Source organism: Mariniflexile sp. AS56 (assembly GCF_030552475.1).
Classification (GTDB): domain Bacteria; phylum Bacteroidota; class Bacteroidia; order Flavobacteriales; family Flavobacteriaceae; genus Mariniflexile.
Map to the genome: position 1 here is coordinate 233,534 of NZ_JAUPED010000007.1, position 17,655 is coordinate 251,188.

At 35.9% G+C, this 17,655-nt stretch carries 12 protein-coding genes; all 12 read right to left on the reverse strand.

The features are described from left to right. Nucleotides 1–8: 8 nt before the first annotated feature. From Q5N74_RS10610 to Q5N74_RS10665, 12 genes are read right to left on the reverse strand one after another with little or no spacing between them, the layout of a single operon-like run. Nucleotides 9–1,379 carry a sulfatase gene (locus Q5N74_RS10610; RefSeq protein WP_304388771.1) on the reverse strand — a complete coding sequence of 457 codons (1,371 nt, stop codon included), beginning with the start codon at nt 1,377–1,379 and terminating at the stop codon, nt 9–11. 8 nt (nt 1,380–1,387) lie between these two features. Continuing rightward, a complete protein-coding gene (locus Q5N74_RS10615) occupies nt 1,388–3,691 on the reverse strand; it encodes a glycoside hydrolase family 95 protein (protein WP_304388772.1) in 2,304 nt (767 codons plus the stop codon). A gap of 41 nt (nt 3,692–3,732) precedes the next feature. Continuing rightward, nucleotides 3,733–5,334: a sulfatase gene (locus tag Q5N74_RS10620; RefSeq protein WP_304388773.1), complete on the reverse strand. Its 1,602-nt coding sequence runs from the start codon at nt 5,332–5,334 to the stop codon at nt 3,733–3,735. 14 nt (nt 5,335–5,348) lie between these two features. Beyond that, the gene (locus tag Q5N74_RS10625) at nt 5,349–7,010 is read right to left on the reverse strand and encodes an alpha-L-fucosidase (RefSeq protein ID WP_304388774.1); all 1,662 of its coding nucleotides are present in this window, start codon (nt 7,008–7,010) and stop codon (nt 5,349–5,351) included. Further along, nucleotides 7,011–8,537: a sulfatase-like hydrolase/transferase gene (locus Q5N74_RS10630; RefSeq protein ID WP_304388776.1), complete on the reverse strand. Its 1,527-nt coding sequence runs from the start codon at nt 8,535–8,537 to the stop codon at nt 7,011–7,013. A 5-nt stretch (nt 8,538–8,542) separates the two neighbouring features. After that, nucleotides 8,543–9,583, reverse strand: a complete 1,041-nt coding sequence (locus Q5N74_RS10635) for an alpha-L-fucosidase (RefSeq protein WP_304388778.1) — start codon at nt 9,581–9,583, stop codon at nt 8,543–8,545. 13 nt (nt 9,584–9,596) lie between these two features. After that, nucleotides 9,597–11,204: a sulfatase gene (locus tag Q5N74_RS10640; protein WP_304388779.1), complete on the reverse strand. Its 1,608-nt coding sequence runs from the start codon at nt 11,202–11,204 to the stop codon at nt 9,597–9,599. A 21-nt stretch (nt 11,205–11,225) separates the two neighbouring features. Continuing rightward, nucleotides 11,226–13,472, reverse strand: coding sequence for a GH92 family glycosyl hydrolase (locus Q5N74_RS10645; protein WP_304388781.1), 2,247 nt, complete (start codon nt 13,470–13,472; stop codon nt 11,226–11,228). After that, nucleotides 13,473–14,486, reverse strand: a complete 1,014-nt coding sequence (locus Q5N74_RS10650) for a N(4)-(beta-N-acetylglucosaminyl)-L-asparaginase (protein ID WP_304388782.1) — start codon at nt 14,484–14,486, stop codon at nt 13,473–13,475. It lies immediately after the preceding gene. 3 nt (nt 14,487–14,489) lie between these two features. Then, nucleotides 14,490–15,602: a family 10 glycosylhydrolase gene (locus Q5N74_RS10655; RefSeq protein WP_304388783.1), complete on the reverse strand. Its 1,113-nt coding sequence runs from the start codon at nt 15,600–15,602 to the stop codon at nt 14,490–14,492. 4 nt (nt 15,603–15,606) lie between these two features. Beyond that, nucleotides 15,607–16,680, reverse strand: coding sequence for a carbohydrate-binding family 9-like protein (locus Q5N74_RS10660; RefSeq protein WP_304388784.1), 1,074 nt, complete (start codon nt 16,678–16,680; stop codon nt 15,607–15,609). A gap of 3 nt (nt 16,681–16,683) precedes the next feature. Further along, complete coding sequence (locus Q5N74_RS10665) at nt 16,684–17,655, reverse strand: glycoside hydrolase family 130 protein (protein WP_304388785.1); 972 nt, start codon at nt 17,653–17,655, stop codon at nt 16,684–16,686.

The window sequence follows — 17,655 nt, forward strand, 5'->3', positions numbered from 1 at the left end:
TATTGTTTTTAATTATATTGATGTTGGTTTGCTTTTAAATCGGCATCGAATTCGGTCATCATTTTCTGTAACTTCTTTACGATTTTAGGGTTTGCCGCTGCTACGTTATTATTTTCAGAAATGTCTTCTTTAAGGTTATAAAGGGCAACACAATCTTTGGTAATACGTAATTTCCAATCGCCTTTTCTAACGGCTTCTAGTGTTGATTCTTTGTAGTAATAGAAACCGTCTTTTTCGTAAGGTGATTTTGCTTTTTCATTTCCGGAAAGTAAAGGCCAAATATTTTTACCATCCATAGGTTTTTCTGATACTTCAGTATCTGTTAAGTATGCTATAGTTGGTAATAAATCTATAGTTGAAGCGACTTTATCGGTAACACTTCCTGCTTTTATTTTACCTTTCCATTGTGCAATCATTGGTACACGCATGCCTCCTTCTAAGGTTTCAAATTTATGACCTCTTAATGGTAAAGCGCTCCCGCCTTCTTTTCCTTTAGTTGTCCAAGGACCATTATCTGAAGTGAAAACCACCAAAGTGTTTTCATCTAAATTTAAAGATTCTAATGTTTTTAAAATTTCGCCCATACTCCAGTCTAATTCCTCAATAACATCGCCATATAAACCTCTTGCACTTTTTCCTTTAAAATTAGGAGAAGCGTAAAGCGGCACGTGTGGCATGCTTTGAGCCACATATAAAAAGAAAGGTTCGTCCTTATTTTCTTTAATAAAACTTACGGCTTCTTCGGTATATCGTTTTGTTAATGTTGATTGATCTACAGGATATTCTATCACTTCGTCTTGTCTCATTAAAGGCACACGTCTTCCTCTCCATTTTTCTTCACGCAAACTATCAATGGTCATACCTTCTCTAAAAAGAATATGTTTTGAAACCTTTGATTTTGGGTTAACTGACATATCATTACTGAAAGGAATACCGTAATACCTATCAAAACCTTGGTTGGTTGGTAAATATTGAGCCTCGTCGCCAAGGTGCCATTTACCAATACATGCTGTATTGTAGCCTTTTGTTTTCAGCATATCAGCAATAGTCAATTCTTGATTGTTTAAACCACCAGGTAAATTTGGCCAAAGTACTTTAGGTACGCCAACCCGTGGAGGATAAGAACCCGTTAACAAAGCTGCTCGTGATGGTGAACATATAGATGAAGCTGCATAAAAATCGGTAAATTTTATACCGTTTGCAGCCATATTATCTAAATTGGGTGTTTTTATTAATGGCGAACCAAAAACGCCAACATCTTGATACCCTTGATCGTCTGTAAAAAAGATAATGACGTTAGGTTTCTCAGTTGTTTTTTGTGCTGAAAGCGCTCCTGTACAACTTAAAAAAACGGTGAGTATGCTGATTACGAATTTCATATTCTAAATTATTTTTTATTTAATGAACCGTCGAACTTATAAGTTTTTCCAGCTTTTGTGTCAAATTCTATCGTGTTTCCGTTGTATCCTAAAACACAAGGTTCCCCTTTTTTAGATGTAATTTCAACGTATTGTAATTTCGAATTTTTCCAAGAGAAAGCCAATTCAAAACCACCTCTAGCAACAATACCTTTTACTTCACCATCGGCTAAAGCATCTGGTAAAGCTGGTAATAATTCAATTTTATCTAAATGACTTTGTATTAACATTTCTAAAATACCTGAAGCACCACCAAAGTTTCCATCAATTTGAAATGGCGGATGCGCATCAAAAAGATTGGGGTAGGAGCCACCTCCAATTTTTCGCTCTTCATGTTCCGCAGGACTTAATAAATTATGCAGTAACTTATAAGATCTGTTGCCATCCTTAAAACGTGACCAAAAATTGATTTTCCATGCTAAACTCCAACCTGTTCCGTTATCACCACGAAATTCTAAAGATTGTTTTGCTGCCTTCATAAATTCGGGAGTATTTTCGTAATTAATTTCACTTCCAGGATATACCGACCATAAGTGTGATACATGTCTGTGATGGTTTTCTGGGTTATCTTTATCTTCTAGCCATTCTTGCAATTGCCCGTGTTTACCTATTTGGTTTGGGGCAATTTTAGGAATCATAGTTGTTAGTTTTTCAGCGAAAGCTTCATCTGTTTTTAAGATTGAAGATGCTTCAACAACACTTTTGAAAAGGGCTCTTATGATTTGATGATCCATCGTTGGCCCAGCCACTAAACCACCAATTTCTGGCGATGTAGATGGTGTACTTATTAGGTTACCTGTTTTTGGGTCTTCAACTAAAAAATCGGTGTAGAAAAGCGCCGCCTCTTTCATGGAAGCATAGTTGTTCTTTAAAAACGTTTCATCTTTTGTAAATAAGTAATGTTCCCAAATATGTGAGCAAAGCCATGCACTACCAGATAACCAAAGCCCGTGATTAGAATGGTTTACTGGTGCGGCACCTCTCCAAATATCAACGTTGTGGTGTACATTCCAACCCTTTGCGCCGTAATGTTCTTTGGCTACGTTTTTTCCGGTTTCAGAAACATCTTTTATAAAATCGAAAAGCGGTTCGTGACATTCACTAAGGTTAGCAATTTCAACGGGCCAATAATTCATTTCTAAATTAATATTGGTGGTGTAACTACTAAACCATGGCGGTGTCAATTTATGGTTCCAAATACCTTGTAATGTTGGTGGTTTCGTTCCTGGACGGCTACTCGCTATCATTAAATAACGGGCATATTGTACGTAAAGTGCAATTAATTGCGGGTCACTTGGGTGTTTCCAGAAATCGAAAATTCGCTTATCGGTGGTGTTTGCCGATTTTCCATTATCACCAAAATCAATATCAAAACGGTTGTATAGTGATTGGTAATCTTTGAGGTGTAGTTTTTTTACTTTTTTATAATTTTCTGAAACAACCTGCGCTAAAGTGTTTTGCGTGATGTTTTCAGGATTTCCCGAAACATCATTGTATTTAACATAGTTTGTTGCTGCTGTTAAATATATGGTTGCTTTTGATGCATTGGAAATTTGAAGTTTCCCGTTTACAGTTTCAATAGTACCATTCGTTTGAATGTTTAAAGTGGCAACGCCTCTTAGTGCACCTTCTTTAACTTGAACCTTTAAGGTTTGTGTGTTTCCAACGGTTTCTACCGTTTTATCTTCGTGAAGCGCATCTAACCATAAATCGAAATTAAGAGCTTTAGATTTACTTGATGTTAAATTAATTGCAATAATTTGCGATGGGTAACTAGAGAATACTTCTCTTTTGAAATCCACACCATCTACAGAATAAGAGACTTTACTAATTGCCTCTTCTATGTTTAGTTCTCTTGTGTAATTTGTATAGTTTTCATGACCTTTAAAAGCGATGTAAATATCACCAAAAGGTTGGTAAGGCTGTTGCTTTAAAGGCGTACTCATAAACTCTTGCATCGCTAAGTTTTGAGCATCTACTTGTTTGCCGTTTGTTAATAACTGGCGAATGGTGTCTAAATACTTGTAAGCGCCTTTATGTGCATAATCATGTGGTTTTCCTGCCCAAAGTGTTTCTTCGTTAAACTGAATATGTTCTTCGGAAACACCACCAAAAATCATAGCGCCCAAACTGCCATTTCCGATAGGTAAAGCTTCTGTCCACTCAACAGCAGGAGACTCATAAGTTAATTTATGAGTCTCCTGTGCTGAAATTGTTGCCATACCTAATAGAATAGACACACAGGAAATAATTGTTTTTTTGTTCAATTTCATAATTGTTTTATTTAGTCTATCTACAGTGTTTACTTTATAAATTAAGCGTTCCAATGACTCTCTATAATCTCATGGATTTCCGGATTATCTGGATCCGTATCTTTTAAAAGGTCTCTTTGTTTTAAGATTTCTGTTTTCATTTCTTTAATAATCTTTTGGTATTCCGGATCATTATAAGCATTATGAGATTCGTTAGGGTCTTTTTCTAAATCGTAAAAGTCCCAGAATTTCTTAGGCTGATTTTCTTTGGTATACCCATTTTCCTTTAATGCATTTCCGTAATAGAAGGCTAGTTTGTAACGTTCTCCTCTAATTCCAAAATGTCCAGGACGGTCTATAGAATGATCCCAATATCTATAATAACCGTATTTTCTCCAATCTTTAGAAGTATTCCCTTTTAAGTTTTCACGGAACGAGTGGCCTTGCATCGTTTCAGGATAATCAACACCTGCATAATCTGCAAATAATGCCGAGAAATCTACATTTTCAACAAGATCAGAATTACGTGTTCCTGCAGGAATTTCTTTTGGATAACGAATTACAAAAGGCATATGAATAGATTCTTCATAGATCAATCGTTTATCGAACCAACCGTGTTCTCCTAAAAAGTAACCTTGGTCTGCAGTATAAATAACGATGGTATTTTCTGCTAATCCAGATTTGTCTAAATAATCTAATAATTTACCAATGTTATCATCAATAGCGGCGCCGCAACGCATGAAGTCTTTTACATATTTTTGATAAGTTTTATACCTTGCTTCATCATTTGTTAAACCATCTACATTTAGTGGTAATTCAGGATACTTCATGTAGCCCGGTACATTTTCAGGGTCTTTGGATGCTAATAAATACCGTTCTTTTAAATTATCTACAGACTGGCCTTTAAAAGATCGACCCGTAGTTTCTGCGCCTTGATCATAAAGTGAACTCGGAACAGGAATATCTTGATCTCTATACAAATGACTAAAACGTTCTGGATAATCAAATGGTTCGTGTGTGGCTTTAAAATGACACATCATCATGAAAGGTTTGTCTTTATCTCTATTGTCGATCCAGTCAATGGTTTTATCTGCAATAACATCTGTACTAAAACCTTCATAAGCTTTACCACCTTCCATATAATCTTTCCAATTTTCTTTGGTTTTTAATATAGGATTCCAATATCTACCTTGTCCTGGTAAAACACTGTAATAATCAAACTCATCAGTAGGTTCTTGTTTTAAATGCCATTTACCTATAATGGATGTTTGGTAACCACCACGTTTTAAAACACCTGCAATGGTAGGATGTGTTGGAGGTAAACCTCCCGCTAGAATTTTAACACCATTTACGTGACTGTATTGCCCCGTAAGAATGGTTGCTCTACTTGGGGAACAGATAGAGTTAGATACCAAACAGTTATCTAACACAAGTCCTTCTGCAGCTAAACGTTCAATATTTGGAGTGTGAACATAATCTTTTAAAATCCCGTCATATATGCTCATTGCTTGAGAAGTATGATCATCTGCCATGATGAATAATATGTTGGGCCTTGTTTGTTCTTTTACTTCTGCTTTGGTTTTGGCATCTGCTTTCCCTTTACAGCTAACAATGCTTAGTGAAATTATTGAAATAAGTATGGTAATAAAATTTTGGATTTTCATCTTGTTCATATTTATTAAAACTGAATATTTTTAAATGTTGCTTTTAGAACTACAGGATCACTTTTCCCATTTACTGCTGGCATAGTTATGGATAAGATCTCGTTAGATTGTTTAAAAGCTATTTTTTGATTGTTGTACAGTTGAACTAGGCTTTTTAATTTGCCAGGGTTTGCACTACGCTCTGTTCCAAAAGATGGAATTGTAAATTCACCTTCTGAAGGATTCATAACAATAATATAGAAATCATCACCTTTAGTTGTGAATCTAACTTCATCGGAAGCTAAGGCAGGTGAAGCCGTCGTTCTTTGATTGAAGTGTTCATTTTTCTTTGTTTTCTCATCAATATCATTTCCAGCATTTCTTATCTCGCTATTATGAGTTGTACCACTTTCGCCTCGAACACTTTTACCATCACCATACACTTTCCATGGTCTAGTTCCGTAAATAGCTTCTCCGTTAATTTTTAGCCAATCTCCTACAGTAATTACAGTCTTTTTTATTTCGCCAGGAATAGTGCCATCTGGTTTTAATTCCATACTTAATAATAAGTTGCCATTTTTACTTACGGCATCAATCAACATTTCTAAAATAGTAGTTGCATTGTGAGTTAAATGACGATCTGTTTTGTAAAACCAATCGGTAAAAGTAATTTCAGATTGCCAAGGATATTCACGAAGGGTGTTACTTCCTCCAGACTCTACTTCGTTTACAGTGCCTTTTTCTTGCCTTTTTAAAAGCATGACAGCTTCTATAGAACCGTTTTCTTTAAGACTATTGTTATATAACTTACGCGTAACTTCTTTGCCATATTCACCATAGGAGAAGTTAAAACCATCGTTATACAGTAAGTCTGGCTTGTATTTTGTAACTAGTTCAATGTGGCGTTTTTGCCAGTTTTTCTTAATGTTTTCAAGAACTTCAGGCGTACGGTTTTCTGGTATGGGGCCATATAAATCTGCTGGATCTAAACCTTCCCACCATTTTCCTTTGCCATCAGCTTTTGTTAAACGGCCGTCATAAGGAACTCCTGCATATTCACCCATTTTATCTGCGCCAAATGCAGGCAACCACCAGTTTAAAAAACGATCGTCATGGCTGGTTACTCCAAATTTTAAACCGGCTTTACGTGTAGCTGATTCAAAAGTACCTATAATGTCTTTTTTTGGGCCTACATTTACGGAATTCCATGGATGATAAGAAGAATCGAATAAATCGAAATGATCATGATGGTTTGCTAATGCCACGATGTATTTTGCACCATTTTCTTTTGAGAAATTTATAAGGGCTTCGGCATCGAAGTTTTCAGCTTTCCAAGTATTGATAACATCTTTAAATCCAAATTCTGAAGGATGACCATAGGTTTGTATATGATACGGATTGGCCATTTTACCGAATTTTTGACGACCAACATCTTTCATATACATATGGCGTGCATACCAACCACCACCTTGTTCTGGCACACTTTGAGGACCCCAATGAAACCAAATCCCGAATTTAGCATCACGAAACCATTCTGGACATTCATATTGATTAGCAAGTTCATCCCAAGAGAGTTCCTTTTCTTGTGCCTGTGCGTATTTAGGCGAACACAGAGAAAGTGAAACCACAAAAAGCGCATTTAAAAAAACACACTTTTTAAAAGGGAATACTAATTTATTTGAATGGTTTAATGTCATTTATTTCTTGTTCTTAAAATCAAAAGCTTCAATGTTATCAAAGAGTCCAAATTCATTTTTATCTAATTGAGCGGGATCACCAGTTTCATCAATCAGAATTTGTAATTCAGCCATTAAATCATCTTTAATAGTTGAGAATCTTTCATCGTGTATTAAATTATTAAGCTCCCAAGAATCTTCTTTTACATTGAATAGTTGATAAGTAAACACCTCATGTTTTGCACTTATAATTAGTTTATAATCGCCTTTACGAACAGCACGGTGTCCGCCAGCAGGATTATGTTTTCTGTTTTTACTTAGTAAATCACCAGGCCAAGAATTATAAGCATAAAGCATACTGTTTCTCACTTCTTTCTTGTCACCTTTTATAACGGGTGTTAAATCTTTTGTTTCAATAGACTCAGGAATGTCTAAACCTGTTAAGCCACATAACGTAGGAAACACATCATGCAAATAGGCTAGGGCGTCGTTTTTTTGATTTTTAGGAATGTTTGGTCCGCAAAAAATTAGCGGTACACCAACACTATGTTCATACACATTTTGTTTCCCTAATAAACCATGTTGGCCTAAAGCTAAACCGTTATCTCCTGCAAATACAATAATGGTGTTTTCGGCTTGTCCAGAAGCTTCTAACGCTTTTAAAATACGTCCAATTTGTGCATCGGTAGCGGTTATCATGGCGTAGTAATCTGATATTTCTTTTTGAATAATAGCTTCTGTTCTTGGGAAAGGCGCTAAAACTTCATCTCTAATTCTATCATCAGCAATTTCAAAAGGATGCTCGGGCATAAAATTTTCTGGTAACTTTATAGTTTCGGGCGGGTACATATCATGAAATTCCTGTGGTGCAGTACGTGGGTCATGGGGTGCGGTAAAAGCAACGTACATTAAAAATGGGTCGTTTTCTTTGTAATTATCTAAAAAACCAACAGCGGCATCTGCAAAAACTTCACTGCTAAATTTTTCTTTGTCTTGGTAAGGCGCAGACCAGCCTGTTTCTGGTGTGTAATCTTTTACTTTTGTTCCAAAATGGGTGGTCATACCACCTAAAAAAGCCGATTTAATATGGTTGAAACCACGTTCTAACCAATCGGTGCCGTTATGTTGTTTTCCTGTGGCAAAGGTGGTATAGCCATGGGATTTAAAATATTCGGGAAAAGTTAACAAATCGCTTTTACCTCTTTCTTCCAGAGGAAAAGCAAATTGCGCATATACATTAGGCTCTATATTGAAATAGTGACGCCCCGTCATCAGCATTGCTCTACTTGGTGAACAAACCGCTGCAGTGGTTGCACCTAAAATGTAGGAGTTTGTGAATGATGTTCCGTTTTGAACCAATTGGTCCATACTTGGTGTTTTTACATCATATTTATGCATGGCTTCGATGGTTCCTGCACGTTGGTCATCAGTAAATAAAAAAAGGATGTTTGGCTTTTTAGCAGCCTTTGCTGCAGGTTTAGTTTCCTTGCATCCAGCAGTAAATAAGGCAATAATTGCACAACTGTAAAGTATGTTTTTAATAGTCATCTTTATTATTCTTTAGCTAGCATTTTACCTACTTTCTTTAAAATCTTGGCAGATTCTTTCGGGACAATACCTTGACCATCTGGACCCACATTTAATAAAAAGTTCCCACCTTTACCATTAATATCTTTTAGTTTTTCATAAACTTCTTCAGCATCTTTCCAATCGGTATCTTTTATTTTATAACCCCAAGAATCGTTCATGGTGTAGCAGGCTTCCCAATAGTGTTGTAGTTTCGATTCTGGATGGAATTGCTCTGGTGTACCAAAGTCCTTTTTAAATTTATCTCTTTTTGAAACACGGTTATTGATAATGATACTAGGTTTTAATTCTCTAATATACTGGTACAAATCGTTACCATCTTCCAAAGTCCACCAATCAACCCAGTCACCATCAAACCAAATAATATTGGTATCGTAATTTTCTATTAACTCTTTAATTTGGTTTTTTAGGTATTGAACATATTCTTCTTTTCTTCCTTCATGCATTTTCATCATTCCCCAACCTTTACCTTCTTCTACGTATTGAGAACCTTGGTGCCAATCGGTTATGCTATAATAAGTTCCAAAAATAATTCCTTCTTTTTTACAAGCATCTGCCAATTCTTGAACAAAATCACGTCCTTTCATGGGCGTACTTGCAATATCAAAATCGGTATATTTAGAATCGTACAAGCAAAAACCTTCATGATGTTTGGTGGTAATTACCAAATACTTCATGCCTGCTTTTTTGGCCAATTTCACAATTTTAGTGGCATTAAAATCTTTAGGGTTCCAAGTGTTAAGTAGTTTTGCATATTCTTCTGAAGGAATATCTTGATTCCCTTGAATCCACTCGGCATAACGGCCTTTATCGTTTCCTTTATAAATTCCACCTAACTGGCTGTACAAACCAAAGTGGATAAACATCCCATATTTAGCATCATTAAACCATTGCATTCTTTTGCTGAAATCGGCCTCAGATTCTTCTAAATAATTTATTTTATCCTGAGCAATTGAAGGTGCTGTTATAAATAATACTATTAAAATTGCTAAAAATTCCTTTTTCATATATAATTTCATTTTAATGGTTGTTCCCTTTTGCTTTTAGGTAGTTTTCTAAATTGGTGGCATTGAGTTCGTCACTATCACCATATTTAGTACGCATGTTTTCTAATTGCTGATGCATATTTTCTTTTACAGAAGTATATGAGGGGTCGTTATAAATATTTTTCATTTCTGAAGGGTCTTTTTCTAGATCATACAATTCCCATTGTTCAATATCATAATAGAAATGAATTAATTTATAGCGATCCGTTCTTACTCCGTAATGACGCTTAACATGATGCTCGCCTGGAAATTCATAATAGGTGTAATAAATAGCATCGCGCCATTCGCTGGCTTCACCACTCACTAATTTTCTAAAAGATTCTCCTTGAATGTCTTTAGGAATTTCAACACCTGCGTAATCTAAAAAAGTAGGGGCGAAGTCTAAATTTTGAACTAAGGCATCAATAACTGTTTCTGGTTTAATTTCTTTTGGGTATTTTACTAAAATGGGGGTTCTAAAAGATTCCTCATACATAAAACGTTTATCAAACCAACCATGTTCACCTAGATAAAACCCTTGATCTGAGGTGTAAACTACAATGGTGTTTTCTTCTAAACCGTTTTCTTTTAAATAATCTAAAACTTCACCAACGCCATCATCAACAGATTGAATGGTGCGTAAATAATCTTGCATGTATCTGTTAAATTTCCAAAGGGCTAATTCTTTTCCTTGTGGGTTTTTAGCTTTAAAATCTGCAATGATAGGGTCGTAATAGGCATCCCAAGCTGTTTTTTGCACATCAGTCATTCTATCATACCTCTTTTGGAAATAGGGTCTGTACTTGGTTTTAATAGTACCGTCTTTATCTAACATTTTTAAATCGTACACCAAATCCATGTCTTTAAAAATGCCCATTTCATGTTGAGCAGCTGCAGGACGCCCCTCATAATCATCAAAGAAATTTGCTGGCGGATCGAAGGTTTTATTGTCAAATAATGTTAAATATTTTTCTTCTGGCATCCAAGTTCTATGTGGTGCTTTTTGATGGTATAATAATAAAAAAGGTTTGTTTTTTTCTCGTTTGTTTTTTAACCAATTAAGTGCAATATCGGTAGTGACATTTGTTACGTAACCTGGAATTTGCTTTTTAACACCATTCTCAATAAAATCGGGTGAATAATATTCACCTTGCCCTGGAAGCACGTTGGAATAATCGAAGCCTTGTGGTAACCCATCCATATGGATTTTTCCAACTAAAGCCGTTTGGTAGCCTGCTTTTTGCAGTGATTTTGCAAAATTATCTTGATCCCAATTAAAAGGGCTAATATTATCAACTTTGCCGTTTACAAAACTGTGCTTTCCTGTAAGCATTACCGCCCTACTAGGTGCACAAATAGAATTGGTTACATAGCCTCTATTAAAAATGGCGCCTTCTTTGGCTATTCTATCAATGTTTGGGGTGTTATTTAATCCATGTCCATAAGCACTAATGGCTTGGTAGGCATGGTCATCACTCATTATGAAAATGATGTTAGGTTTTTGGTTATTAGCTTCACTTACTGCTGTTTTCGATTCTTTACATCCTAAAACTATAAAGGTTGAGAACACAAGTAAGCTAAATCTATTAAAGGCTATTTTCATCTTAAAAATTTTATTTTGCTTTTATTTTTTTGGGTGATTTCCCATTTCTAATTCTAAAACAGCGCCATCGACCAATTCTGAATGAGTCACCCAATAGCGATTTAATGGTTTTCCATTAAGTTTGATAGATTGGATGTATATGTTTTCTTTGGAATTGTTTTTTGTTTGAATTTTCAGGGTTTTCCCTGAATAGTATTTAGAATCTAATTGAATTTCAATAGTATCAAAAACAGGACTTGTAATTTGATACACATTATCTCCAATGGATGCGGGATAAATACCCATCATCGCATATACTAACCAAGCAGACATGGTACCGGTATCATCATTTCCTGGTAATCCAGCAGGTTTGTTTTGAAAATAGCGGTTGGTTAACTCTCTAACCAACTTCTGACTTCTCCATGCTTCACCTTTTACATAGTTAAAAAGAAAAGGGTAGGCAATGTCTGGCTCGTTTGCCATATCAAATTGATTGGTGTCAAAAACTTTTTGTAACTGTTTAACAAAGCTTTTGTCGCCGCCCATTAAATTTATTAGACCTTTAATATCTTGAGGTGCCATGAAAGCGTATTGCCATGCATTGCCTTCAATAAAGCCAATATTCTCTGTGAAATTAGCTCCTGCTAAGGGATCAAAAGGTTTATAAAAAGAGCCATCAGCATTTCGTGGTCTTAATAGTTTATAGTCGCTATCAAATAATTTTCTATATGAAATAGAACGTTTTTTATAGGTTTTGTAATCGTTTTTATGTCCCAATTCTTTTGCTAACATGGCGATAGCAAAGTCTGAAGCATTATATTCTTGTGTGGTTGAAACAGAACCTTTAGTATCGGTTGTTAAATAGCCTTTTTCTAAGTAATTTTTTAACCCCGGACGCAATGGATTATTTTGTGTTTGATTGGCGCTTTTTAGCATGGCGGTGTATGCTTTCTGCACATCAAAATCTTGTATTCCTTTCAAATAAGTGTCAGAAATAACGATGCTCGCAGGGTCGCCAACCATGGTGAAGGTTTCGGTTGAATTTAATTCCCACTTCGGCAACCAACCATTTTCGTCGTACATCGCTAACATGCTTTTTACCATGTCCGATTGTTGCTCAGGATATACTAAAGACATGAGTTGATGCAGGTTTCTATAGGTATCCCACAGTGAAAATACGGTATATCGTGTTCCTGATGTGTTGCCTACCTTTCCTGTTTTAATTTCAGGATAATCACCATTGCTATCATTTAAGGTGTTTGGATGAATTAAAGTGTGGTATAACGCCGTATAAAAATTGATTTTATCTTCGTCTGTTCCTCCTGTTACTTTTACGCGTGAAAGTAGCGTGTTCCATGCGTTAAAAGTTTCCTTATAAATAGCATCAAACGATTTGTTTGAAGTTTCAATTTCCAAATTTTCTCTAGCGTTTTCAATACTGACATAAGAAACTCCTATTTTAACTTCAACCGTTTCTTCTTTATCAAAATGGTATGAAAAGTATGAACCTATACTATCACCAACAACCATTTTGGTCGTTTGTTCCATCAGTCGGGTTTTGCCGTTGTAGGTCATCCATTTAGCCTCTTCACCTGAATAGCTTCTTGGTTTTTTCCATGCACCAAATTCATTTGCAGGTTTAGAAAATTTAGCCACAAAATAAACAGGATAGGCATCTTCAGGACTATTGTAACAAAAAGAACCAACGCTTCGCATCCCTTCAATTTCGGTTGAAGATATAATTTGGACCATGGCGCCTTCTTCATTAGTGAGCCCTAATCCTAAATTTATAAGAATATTAGATTGGCCTTTTGGAAATGTGAATTTGCTAACTCCAACACGTTTGGAGGCTGTAAATTCAGTTTTAATTTGGTACTTATTTAGGGTGTTGCTGTAGTATCCTGCTTTTGCAATTTCATTTGAATAGGTTGTGCCATATTTTAAATGATTAGTTTCAATGTGGCCTGTTGTTGGCATAAGCAAAATAACCCCTAAGTCTGGGCAACCCACACCACTTAAATTTACTTGGCTAAAGCCTGTCAAGAAGGTGTTTTCGTTTACATAAGGGTTAGATAACCAACGACTATCTTTTTCTAATTTATTTTGTTTTCCTGCTACATTAAATGGAGAAATACTCGCCATCCCTCTAGGCGCAATAGGTCCTGGGAATGTAGCACCAAAATTTGAAGTTCCAATAAAAGGGTTTACATACGTAGCGTACTCTTGCGATGCTACGTATGAAACACTTGAACTTACCAAAATTAAACACAAAAAAAACGTTCTATACATTTAGTTATTTTTAGTCATTTTAGAGGCGGCAGGTTCCATTCTATTTCCCTTTTCATTATCGCATACAGCGTAATTAAAACCAGGGCGTATGCTATAACCTGCGTGTTCGCCATTTTTGTTAATTGCTATAAAACCGACTTGTAAGTATGCCATGTCTTTATGGTTTTTATGCTTGTTATAAATACGCTCAACAATTTCTTTACACGCTTCGAAAGGTGATTTCCCTTGTCGCATCAGTTCAACAACCATAGCACTACCAGCGGTTCTGATAACGGCTTCACCTAGGCCTGTTGCTGCTGCGGCACCTACATCATTATCTAAAAAAAGTCCGGCACCAATAATAGGAGAATCACCCACGCGACCATGCATTTTCCAAGCAGCGCCACTGGTGGTGCAACCTCCAGATAAATTACCGTCTTCATCTAACACCAACATGCTTATGGTATCATGATTTTCAATATTAATAACGGGTTTATATTTGGAGTCTTTAAGCCATTTTTTCCAAGCTAACTTTGATTTTTCTGTGAGTAAATTTTCTTCTTTAAAACCCTCTGATAATGCAAATTGCAAAGCGCCTTCACCTGTAAGCATGACATGGGGCGTACTATCCAATACCTTTTTTGCAACAGCAATAGGGTGCTTTATACCTTGTAAAAAAGACACAGCACCACAATCGCTATTTTTATCCATAATGCAGGCATCAAGAGTTACTTTACCTTCTCTATCGGGTAAACCTCCGTAACCTACGCTTCTTACTTCTGGGTCTGCTTCTGGAACACCAACACCTGCTACAATAGCGTCTAAGGCTGGTGTACCATTTTTTAATTGTTTCCAAGTTTCTTCATTCGCAGCCAAACCATGTCGCCATGTAGAAATAACTAATGGTTTTTTTTGAGGTTTTACACTTATAGGAACACCGTCTTTATTTGTTGCAGACACACCACAACTAAAGGCGGTAGTGATTCCTACGGTGCCAATGGCTGCTTTTTTTATAAAACCTCTTCTACTAGACATATTTTATTTTTTTGAAGCTTTTATAATTTCAAATTGTTCCTCGGTCATTGAGTAATCATCAAAAAAAGCAACACCTTGTGCGCCGTTATCTTTTGCTAATTGAATGGCTTCTTTTAAATCTGGGTTACTCAATTTAGGTGTATATAAACCAGTGTGTAATTCGGTTGGTCTGCCTTCAAGGTCATCTATACCTTGCTTTGTGGCATAGCCAATCCAATCTAATTCTTCATTGTAAAAATTGTAATAAATCATAGGTAACACCATGTCTATTTTCCATTTATCCCAACGTTGGCGTACCATATGGTCTGCCATTTCAGGGTAAGGGAACACGGCGGCACTTAATTTTTTATTATGGTTATGAACAATCTCATACGCTTCACCTACTAAGGATTGAATTTCATTTAAACGAAAGTTTTTCCATTCAATGTCTATAGCAGGGTTGCTCATTTTACGAGGGTCTTTATGATGAATCGCCATGAACTTCTCGACACTAGCATCTGAGTAATCAAAATCATAATCTGGTAATTCCTCTTCTTGTTTTAAATCGTATTTTGGCAATAAACCTACAGGCAAATATACATCGGGGTAACGTATGTAATCTAGATGTACACTAGCAACGCCTTCAACCTCTGCTAAACCTTCAACCAAACTTAAAATATGTTTTCTGGCTTCTGGGTGACTAGGGGATAACCACTGGTAGTACCCAACATACGGTCTTTCCTCTTTATTAAAACAAGATTTTCCGTTACGGCTTACCATATACCATTCTGGGTGTTGTAAAGCAATGGAGTCTCCTGGTCTGTTGGTTGTAAACATCCAAGCATGTACTTCCAATCCTGCTTTGTTTGCTATAGGTGTTAGTCTTTTTAATAGTTTAGCATCTGCACCCGTATTAATTAAAACAGCATCGATACCATAGTTTTTTAATTTATTGAAATGTGCAGCGTATGCTGAATCGGATTTTTTATGACCCGCTGTAATCCAGTTCCAGTACTTGAATTTTTCAGTATTTTCAATCTCTGAGTCGTTAGACTCTGTAACGGCATTCGGTTTTGAAGCGTTGTTACATGCTACGACACTTAGTAAAAGACTGAAAAATGCTATTTTTAATTTCATAGAATTATTTTTTTGATATAAATTTTCCGTCTTCTTTAACAAAGAGTGTTTTGTTTGTAAACGGACTTTTAATTGATAGGTTGAACCCTGTACTATGGTTTTCTAATATTGGTTTTACTGTTTTCCCTTCAATAGTAATAGTTGTTTTTGCTAAGCTTTCAATTGAAGTTAAATAGTTGTTGTGTTTTTTAAAATGAGTATTTTGAATGCGATACATTTTATACAACGCCCATTTTATTTTTTCATCTTCCGAAATTTTAAAGCTATGATCTTTTTTTGGCGCTTCAGATGAAAAATAAACATAGCCCCATTTTTCTGGTTCGTGCATATTGACAACCCCCATAGGTGACCAAACCCAATTATATTCATGCAACAGTTTACCTTTAGCATCTTTTTTTCGTTCATAAACACCATTGGTTAATTGAAAATCCCAATTAACTCGAGAGAAATTAACCCTCCAGAAAGAATCGGTTGGTATGTTTTTTTGAAAATAACCGGTTTTATATACCGCCCAAGGAATGGCTATTTCTAACATCCAGCCTTCATCTGTATCGCTAGGATCATTAATGGTTCCATTAACTTTCACTGCCGATTTTAACCCCGTAATATTCCAATCATTCAAGACCACGTTTTCAGTTCTATAAGGTTGTGAAATGAATAGATCCCAAACGGTATTTAGTGCATTAATTTCTAATTCGTAATAATTATGAGTGTCTCCATCTGGTTCTATAAACACTTCAAAATCATTGTTGTAAAAAATAATGGTATCTCTTTTTGTTAAGTTCGCCCACACATGTGGTTCTTCCATTTTTGCAAGAATGTAAAAGTAGGTGTCATCCCATAGCATTTTAACTTGCGTTTTGTATTTTGGAAGCTTTTCACCAACGATATCTTTAAAAGGTTCGGACCATGAAACTTCGTTCCACGCTTCATCAAAATCATTACCATCAATATTAATTTTTTGAGAAGCTTTATAAGCTGTATACGTTTTTGGCACGAGATCATTCTTAACTTGTGCACAAGCAACAGAAGTAGCACCTATTACTACCAACCATATATATAAACTCAAAAATTTCATCTGTTATAAACTATTATTTTTTGTAAAGTTAACCACTTCGCTCAGTTTCCCAAAGGCTAAAGCCACAACTGTGTCGGCAGCACCATAATAAACGGCTAGTTTATCTTCTTTTATATCGTGTAATGCAGCGCATGGAAACACCACATTAGGGACATCACCTACTTGTTCGTAAATTTCGGCTGGTCCTAATAAATAAGGTTGTGTTCTGTATTTTACTTTATCTGGTTGCTTTTCATCTAAAATAGCGGCACCCATAGCATATCTAAACCCATTACAGGTATTAATAACACCATGATATAACATAAGCCATCCTTCATCTGTTAGAATAGGAATGGGGCCTGCGCCTATTTTTGTGCATTGCCATGCACTATCTGGGAAATCTGTAGCTTTCATAACGCAACGGTGTTCACCCCAATATTTCATGTCTGGACTGTAGCTTATGTAGATATCACCAAATGGGGTATGCCCGTTATCACTCGGTCTGCTCAACATCGCATATTTACCGTTTATTTTTTGAGGAAATAGTACACCATTTCTGTTGAATGGTAAAAAAGCATTTTCACATTGGAAAAACTCTTTAAAATCGAACGTATAGCCTATACCTATTGTTGGCCCATTGTAGCCGTTGCACCAAGTAATCCAATAACGGTCTTCTATAAAAACAACACGAGGATCGTATTTATAATCAGATTCAATCATATCCGTGTTACCTGCTTTCATGTGGATGGGTTCGTGCTCAATATCCCAATCGATACCATTTTTACTAAAGCCAGCAAAAATATTCATTTGCACGGCTTTGTTATCGCATCTAAAAACACCTGCAAAACCATCTTCAAAAGGAACAACAGCACTATTAAAAACACTATTTGAGGTTGGTATCGCATACCTATCTATAATAGGGTTCTCAGAATAACGCCACATAACGTCTTTACAATTTTCTGGCTTGTCTTGCCATGGGATATTGTTTGTTTTCAT

Coding starts and splice junctions, on each gene's coding strand:
- Q5N74_RS10645 (WP_304388781.1), bottom strand. CDS start 13,472: ATGTATAGAACGTTTTTTTTGTGTTTAATTTTGGTAAGTTCAAGTGTT.
- Q5N74_RS10625 (WP_304388774.1), bottom strand. CDS start 7,010: ATGACATTAAACCATTCAAATAAATTAGTATTCCCTTTTAAAAAGTGT.
- Q5N74_RS10610 (WP_304388771.1), bottom strand. CDS start 1,379: ATGAAATTCGTAATCAGCATACTCACCGTTTTTTTAAGTTGTACAGGA.
- Q5N74_RS10655 (WP_304388783.1), bottom strand. CDS start 15,602: ATGAAATTAAAAATAGCATTTTTCAGTCTTTTACTAAGTGTCGTAGCA.
- Q5N74_RS10630 (WP_304388776.1), bottom strand. CDS start 8,537: ATGACTATTAAAAACATACTTTACAGTTGTGCAATTATTGCCTTATTT.
- Q5N74_RS10635 (WP_304388778.1), bottom strand. CDS start 9,583: ATGAAAAAGGAATTTTTAGCAATTTTAATAGTATTATTTATAACAGCA.
- Q5N74_RS10640 (WP_304388779.1), bottom strand. CDS start 11,204: ATGAAAATAGCCTTTAATAGATTTAGCTTACTTGTGTTCTCAACCTTT.
- Q5N74_RS10660 (WP_304388784.1), bottom strand. CDS start 16,680: ATGAAATTTTTGAGTTTATATATATGGTTGGTAGTAATAGGTGCTACT.
- Q5N74_RS10665 (WP_304388785.1), bottom strand. CDS start 17,655: ATGAAAACAAACAATATCCCATGGCAAGACAAGCCAGAAAATTGTAAA.
- Q5N74_RS10650 (WP_304388782.1), bottom strand. CDS start 14,486: ATGTCTAGTAGAAGAGGTTTTATAAAAAAAGCAGCCATTGGCACCGTA.
- Q5N74_RS10620 (WP_304388773.1), bottom strand. CDS start 5,334: ATGAAAATCCAAAATTTTATTACCATACTTATTTCAATAATTTCACTA.
- Q5N74_RS10615 (WP_304388772.1), bottom strand. CDS start 3,691: ATGAAATTGAACAAAAAAACAATTATTTCCTGTGTGTCTATTCTATTA.